This window comes from Actinotalea sp., from assembly GCF_041597215.1.
Taxonomy (GTDB): domain Bacteria; phylum Actinomycetota; class Actinomycetes; order Actinomycetales; family Cellulomonadaceae; genus Actinotalea.
The window spans coordinates 1-6296 of sequence record NZ_JBFHHB010000185.1 but is presented as its reverse complement, the minus strand read 5'-3'; the positions used below and the strand labels follow the sequence as shown (position 1 = coordinate 6296).

Below are 6296 nucleotides of genomic sequence, written 5' to 3'. Positions count from 1 at the left end.
GGGGTCAGCACCAGCGCGAGCGCGGCCAGGGCCGCGGGCACGACGGCGTAGTAGGCCCAGGTGGACCGCTTCTCACGCGTGAGGATCCCTGCCTGGTGCCGCACCTTGAGGTGGTGGGAGACCGTGGGCTGCGAGAGTCCCAACGGTCCGGTGAGGTCGCAGACGCAGGCCTCGCCTCCGGTGCTCGCGGCGAGCAAGGAGACGAGGCGGAGGCGCGCCGGATCGGCCAGCGCCTTGAGCCGGGCGGCGAGGACGAGGGCTTCGTCGGCCGACAGCGGTGCCTGCGTGAGCGGCGCGCAGCAGGCCGGCTCGACCAGCGGGAGGCTCGTGGGGGACATGGCCCCAGGCTAGAGCGAGGATCGACGACTGTCACCATAGATGCTCGTCGATGTTGGCGTGCGGTCGGCAGTGACCTGCGCTCGATCCGGGACCTACGTCCCACCTGGGCAGACGGTGGGTTTCTACTGTTGTTTACGTGAAAACCCCGGTGCGCATGGCGTTCCTCCTGCCTGCCGGGATCGCCCTCCTCGCAGGCCTCGACGCCGCACTGCTGCTGCTCGGGGTGCCTGCACCGCTCACCCTGGATCGGCTCCCGGAGGTCCATGGGGCGCTGCTCGTCCTCGGGTTCGTCGGGACGGTCATCGCGCTGGAACGGGCCGTCGCACTGGCGGCCCCTGCCGGCTTCCTCGCACCCGCCGCCTTCGGGCTGGGCGCGCTCGCCCTGCTGTCCCCTGCGCCGATGGCGGTCGGACAGGGGCTCTTCGTCCTCGGGGCCCTCGCCCAGGTGGGCGTCTACCGAGCCCTGTGGCGTCGCCAGGAGTCCGAGGCGCTCGCCCTGCAGGTGCTCGGTGCGGTCCTGGCCCTCGGTTCCGCGCTGCTGTGGTGGGCGGGCGTGCCCGTCGCGACCGTCCTCCCGTGGTTCGCAGGCTTCCTGGTGCTCACGATCGCAGGGGAGCGGCTCGAGCTCGCGCGGGTCGGCTCGCTCACCGCGGGGACCGAGCGGGGAGTGCTCGCACTCGGCACCACGGTGCTGGCCGCCGTGGCGGCCGCGACGCTGTGGTCGGAGGTGGGCCATCCGCTGCTCGGCCTTGCCCTGCTGGCGCTCGTCACGCGGCTGCTGGTCATCGACGTCGCGCGCCGGCTCGTGCGCTCCACGGGCCTTCCGCGCTACATGGCGTGGTGCCTCCTGGCGGGGTACGCCTGGCTCCTGGTCGCCGGCGGCATCTGGTTGCTCGTCGGCTTCGTCCCTGACGGGCCCGGGTACGACGCGGTGGTCCACGCCGTCTTCCTCGGGTTCACCCTCTCGATGATCATGGCCCACGCGCCGGTGATCCTGCCTGCCGTGCTCGGCACGCCGCTGCCGTACAGCCCGGCCTTCGGCGTGCCCGTCGTCCTGCTGCACGTATCCCTGCTGCTGCGCGTGGCAGGGGGTGACCTGTGGGGTGCGACCTGGGCCCTGCAGGTCGGTGGGGCGCTGAACGTCGTGGCTGTGCTGACCTTCGTCGTCCTGGCCGCCCGGGCCGGGATCGTCGGCGCCCGCCGGGCTGCTGGGCGTCGGCGGGCCCGCGCCGGGGCCGTGACCCCGCTCCCGACCCCCGATCCGGAAGGCGCCCGATGAGAGCCACCTGGCACCGACGAGTCAACAGCCTCGTCCTCCTGTGGCTCCTCGCGGCCGCCCTGGTGGCGCTCGCCCACCGCTGGGTGCCGATGTCCGAGTGGCTCCTGGTGCATCTGCTGCTGCTCGGCGCGGTGAGCACGGCCGTCCTCGTCTGGAGCGCGCACTTCGCCGAGGCCGTGCGTCGCAGGCCCCTGCCCGGGGGTCGCACGGGCCAGGCGGTGCGCCTCGGCGTGCACTCCGTGGCCGCGCTCGCCGTCGTGACCGGGATGGTCGCCGGGCAGTCCTGGCTCGTGGCGGCCGGGGGAGCCGGCGTCGCGCTGACCGTCCTGTGGCATGCGGTGACCCTCGCCCGACTCGGTCGGGGTGCCCTCGGGGTCCGGCTGGGCTTCACCGCCTGGTACTTCGTCGCGGCCGGCCTCACGCTGCCCGTCGGCGTGGCGCTCGGCGTGCTCCTCGCGCGCTCCGACACCGCGGGTCCTCAGGCGGCGCAGGCCTACGTCGCGCACGTCGCCGTGATGATGCTCGGATGGGTGGGGCTGACGGTCGTCGGCACGATGGTCACCCTCTGGCCGACGATGCTGCGGGTCCAGCTGGCTCAGGACGCCACGACGGCCGCGCGTCACGGGCTCCCGGTGCTCGCCGCGGGCCTGCTGCTGGTCCTGGCGGGGGCGTGGAGCGGGATCCAGGTCCTGGCGGGGGCCGGCCTGATCGGCTACCTGCTCGGCCTGCTGCGCGCCTCGTGGCCGCTGGTCGACGAGGCACGCCGTCGGGCACCGGAGACCTTCGCCTCGCGATCGGTCGGCCTCGCCTGGCTGTGGCTCGTGACCACCGTCGCCTGGTGGGCCGTCCTCCTGCTCGTCGCTCCCACCTGGGACGCGGCCGCCACGAGCATCGGGTCGCTGCTCGGGCCGCTGACCGTGGGTTTCGCCGCTCAGGTGCTGCTCGGGGCGTTGACGCACCTGGTCCCGACGGTGCTGGGCGGGGGCCCGAGCGTGGTGCGCGCGGCACGGGCAGCTGCCGAACGGGGTGGGACGGCGCGGCTGGTGCTGACCAACGGCGGACTGCTGGCGTACCTGCTGCCCGTGCCGAGCCTGGTGCGGGTGGGGATGTCCGTCCTCGTTCTCGGTGCGCTCATGGCGACGCCTGTGCTGGTGCTGCGTTCCGCCGTCCTCTCGCGGCGTGAGCGGGACCGCGCCACGGGCGATCCCGCGGTGCAGGGTCCCGCTCTGCCGCCGGTCGAGCTCCTCGTCCAACCACGTCGCCCTGCCGGTCCCGCGCTCGCGGCGGTCGCAGCGTTGGCCCTGGTCGTGGCCGGTGGAGTGGCGGCGGATCCCGCGGCCGTCGGTATCGGGAGCTCCGCGGCACACGGGGTCGAGGCGACCGGCCGCGTGGTCACGGTCGACGTCGAGGCCCGGGACATGCGGTTCGTGCCCGACTCCGTCGAGGTCGCCGCGGGCGACGAGCTGGTGCTGCGGGTGCACAACGTCGATGACGCCGTGCACGACCTCGTCCTGGACTCCGGCGCCACCACCGGGCGGCTCGCGGGCGGGGCCACGGCCCTGCTCGAGGTGGGCGTGGTGGGTCGGGGGATGGACGGGTGGTGCTCGGTCGCCGGGCACCGGCAGATGGGGATGGTCTTCACCGTCGTGGTGGTCGGCGCGGAGCCCGGGACCGAGTCGTCGTCCGACGGGGACTCCCATGAGATGGACGGCTCGACGAGCGGAGCGACGGGTGTCACGGCCGCCGGCGAGAGCGAGCCCTCTGCGGCCCTGGACCTCGACTTCCTGGCGGACCCGGGGGCTGCCTTCGCTGCCGCCGATCCGGTGCTCGGCCCTGCCCCTGCGGGCACGGTGCACCGGCTGACCCTTCCGGTGGTCGAGAAGGAGGTCGAGGTGGCGCCGGGCGTGACCCAGATGCTGTGGACCTTCGGGGGGACGGCACCGGGGCCCACCCTGCGCGGGGCCGTCGGTGACACCTTCGTCCTCACGCTGGTCAACGACGGGAGCCTGGGGCACTCGATCGACTTCCACGCGGGCGCGCTCGCACCGGACGAGCCGATGCGCACCATCGGCCCCGGTGAGTCGCTGACGTACACGTTCACCGCCACGCGGTCCGGCATCTGGATGTACCACTGCTCGACGATGCCGATGTCCCTGCACATCGCGAACGGGATGTTCGGAGCCGTCGTCATCGACCCGCCGGGGCTGCCCGAGGTGGACCGTGAGTACCTGGTGGTGCAGTCCGAGCTCTACCTGGGCGCCCAGGGTGGGATCGCCGATGCGGCGAAGGTCGCCGCTGAGCAGCCGGATGCGGTCGTGTTCAACGGCCACGCGAACCAGTACGACCATGACCCGCTGGTCGCCTCGGTGGGGGACCGGGTGCGGATCTGGGTGCTCGACGTCGGGCCGAACCGGTCGAGCGCCTTCCACGTCGTGGGCGGCCAGTTCGACACGGTCTTCTTCGAGGGTGCCTATCAGCTGGGTGGGCCGGACGCTCCTGCCTCGAGCGCGACCGGCGGGTCCCAGGTGCTGGGCCTGCTCCCCGCCCAGGGTGGCTTCGTCGAGCTCGTGCCCCCGCAGGCCGGGCACTACCCGATCGTCTCGCACCTCATGGTCGACGCCGAGCGCGGGGCGCACGGGGTGCTGGAGGTCACGGACTGAGGTGCGGCGCCGCGTCGCTGGCCTCGCCCGCCGGTGCCTCGAGGCGCGCCAGGCACAGACCCGGTTCGACGAAGGGCAGGATCGCCGTGGCGGTCACCCCCGCGCCGATCCGCGCCAGGGTCCCCTGGATCAGGCCGAGATGCGCTCCGCAGACGATCTCGGGTTGCTCCTCCGCGAGCTCGCGGAAGGGGCAGTGGTGGAGCTCGACAGCGGCGCCGTCTGCGGAGAGCGCCGGGGCGAAGCCGGTGGTGCGGAGCATGCGCAGCACGGGTGCCAGCTCGTCGCGCCGATCGGCGACGGAGTCCCGCGCGCCGGACGGGTCGAGGGCGGGGGGCGGCCCCGAGGGGCTGCCGTGGTGCTCGGACCACTGTCGTCCCGCGGCCACGGCGCTCGCCGCCGGATCGGGGCTCAGTGCGGCGAGCTCCCCGGCGAGCAGCCGGGCGAGGAGCTCGTAGTTGCGCGATCCGGGCGCCGTCCCGTCGGAGAGGTAGAGCTCGCGGGGGCGCCCCGGAACGGGTCGGGGGTCCGTGTGGTGGCGTGCTCGGCCCTCGCGGACCAGCACCTCGAGATGCGCGCGCACCGTGTTGGGGTGCAGCCCGGTCGCGGAGGCGAGCTCGGAGATCGCGAGGCCGTCGCCCTCGTGCTCCTCGAGAAGGTGCAGCAGCTCGGCGCGGCGGGCGCCGGGGGCGCGGCGGCGGGGACGGGCGTCGGGCACAGTTGCAGTTTCCACCGTTGACGTAGTAAAAACAAACAGGACTCGCTCGGCGTCGCCGGCGGCCGACACCCAGGAGCCCTCATGGACATGCTGCCCATCGTCACCGCCGAGCCCACGGCGCCCACCGAGCAGGCCGAGCAGGCGGGGTCCGGCGGCTGCGGCTGCGGAGGGTGTGGCTGCGGTGCCGGCGGCGAGGCCGTCGCCGAGCGCGCCGAGGTCCTCGCGACCGATCTCGACGCCCGACTGCTCGACCGCTCGGTGCGGCACGCGACCATCATCGCTGCGGTCGCGGCGCTCGAGCCCGGCGAGTCACTCGTCCTGGCCAACGACCACGACCCGAAGCCGCTGCGCGCCCAGCTCGCCGAGCGCGAGCCCGGTCAGCTGACCTGGGACTACCTCGCGCAGGGCCCGGAGATCTTCCGCATCCAGATCACGCGGGTACCCGGCCACTGCTGCTGAGCCGGCCCTCCCGCGCCGGGGCCCAGGCCCCGCGAGCGATCAGCACCTCGCGCAGGACGTCGGGGTGGTCGGTGATGATCCCGTCCACCCCGTCGTCCAGCAGTCGGTGCATCTGCTCGGCCGTGTCCACGCCCCAGACCACGACGCGCAACGACTGAGCCTGGGCGCGGGCGAGCAGCCGAGGCTCGGGAAGGCGGCGCCCCGCGAGCCGGAGCGGAAGATGGACGAACTCCGCCGACCCCGCACCCAGGGTGCCGCCGGCGAGCACCCGCCCGAGGCTCGCCCACCCGATCGCGCTGCGCACGGCCGGGCCCAGCGACTCGCGTGCGGCATCGAGGTGCCGGTCCCAGGTGCCGCTCAGGCAGATCCGGTGCTGCGTCCCCGTCGCACGTACCGTGCGGAGCAGTGCGTCGATCGCCGCGGGCTGCTTCACGTCCAGCACCCAGCGCACCTGCGGCCACGCGCTCAGGAGCTCGTCGAGCCGGGGGACCGGGGCGGAGCCGAGCACACGGAGCCGGGAGATCTGCGCCCAGCTGAGGTCCTCCACCCGTCCGTGGGACCCGGTCACGCGACGGAGGTCGCGGTCGTGGAACGCCACGCAGACGCCGTCGGCACTCACCCGGACGTCCGTCTCCAGGTGATCGAGGCCCAGTGCGAGCGAGCGCTCGAACGCCGGGACGGTGTTCTCCGGGCCGAGGGCGGACCCGCCTCGGTGCGCGATCGCCAGGACGGGCGTCCGGTCGCCGTAGCTCGGGAGGTCGTGGTGCGGAAGGCCGTGGTGCGGAAGGGCGTTGCTCGGAAGGCCGTGGTGCGGAAGGTCGTGGTGCGGAAGGTGGAGGGTGCT

At 73.9% G+C, this 6296-nt stretch carries 6 protein-coding genes; 3 read left to right on the top strand and 3 right to left on the bottom strand.

Annotated features, from left to right (window positions below; all coding sequences use genetic code 11):
- Positions 1–338: metalloregulator ArsR/SmtB family transcription factor (locus tag ABWK99_RS12220; RefSeq protein WP_372594978.1), on the bottom strand; the 338-nt coding region annotated here is incomplete at its 3' end.
- A 155-nt stretch (positions 339–493) separates the two neighbouring features.
- On the opposite strand from ABWK99_RS12220, the gene ABWK99_RS12215 reads away from it, so the two are divergent.
- A complete protein-coding gene (locus tag ABWK99_RS12215; protein ID WP_372594977.1) occupies positions 494–1618 on the top strand; it encodes a hypothetical protein in 1125 nt (374 codons plus the stop codon).
- Complete coding sequence (locus ABWK99_RS12210) at positions 1615–4278, top strand: multicopper oxidase domain-containing protein (protein ID WP_372594976.1); 2664 nt, start codon at positions 1615–1617, stop codon at positions 4276–4278. Before ABWK99_RS12215 ends, ABWK99_RS12210 begins: the two co-directional genes overlap by 4 nt.
- Here ABWK99_RS12210 and ABWK99_RS12205 read toward each other — a convergent pair.
- A complete protein-coding gene (locus tag ABWK99_RS12205; protein ID WP_372594975.1) occupies positions 4268–4993 on the bottom strand; it encodes a helix-turn-helix transcriptional regulator in 726 nt (241 codons plus the stop codon). The genes ABWK99_RS12210 and ABWK99_RS12205 overlap by 11 nt on opposite strands.
- 81 nt (positions 4994–5074) lie before the next feature.
- Between ABWK99_RS12205 and ABWK99_RS12200 the strand changes: the two genes are divergently transcribed.
- Complete coding sequence (locus ABWK99_RS12200) at positions 5075–5452, top strand: DUF2249 domain-containing protein (RefSeq protein WP_372594974.1); 378 nt, start codon at positions 5075–5077, stop codon at positions 5450–5452.
- Here ABWK99_RS12200 and ABWK99_RS12195 read toward each other — a convergent pair.
- Positions 5424–6296, bottom strand: an 873-nt coding sequence (locus ABWK99_RS12195; protein ID WP_372594973.1) for a glycerophosphodiester phosphodiesterase family protein, incomplete at its 5' end; no start/stop codon positions are given. The genes ABWK99_RS12200 and ABWK99_RS12195 overlap by 29 nt on opposite strands.

Coding starts and splice junctions, on each gene's coding strand:
- ABWK99_RS12215 (WP_372594977.1), top strand. CDS start 494: ATGGCGTTCCTCCTGCCTGCCGGGATCGCCCTCCTCGCAGGCCTCGAC.
- ABWK99_RS12210 (WP_372594976.1), top strand. CDS start 1,615: ATGAGAGCCACCTGGCACCGACGAGTCAACAGCCTCGTCCTCCTGTGG.
- ABWK99_RS12200 (WP_372594974.1), top strand. CDS start 5,075: ATGGACATGCTGCCCATCGTCACCGCCGAGCCCACGGCGCCCACCGAG.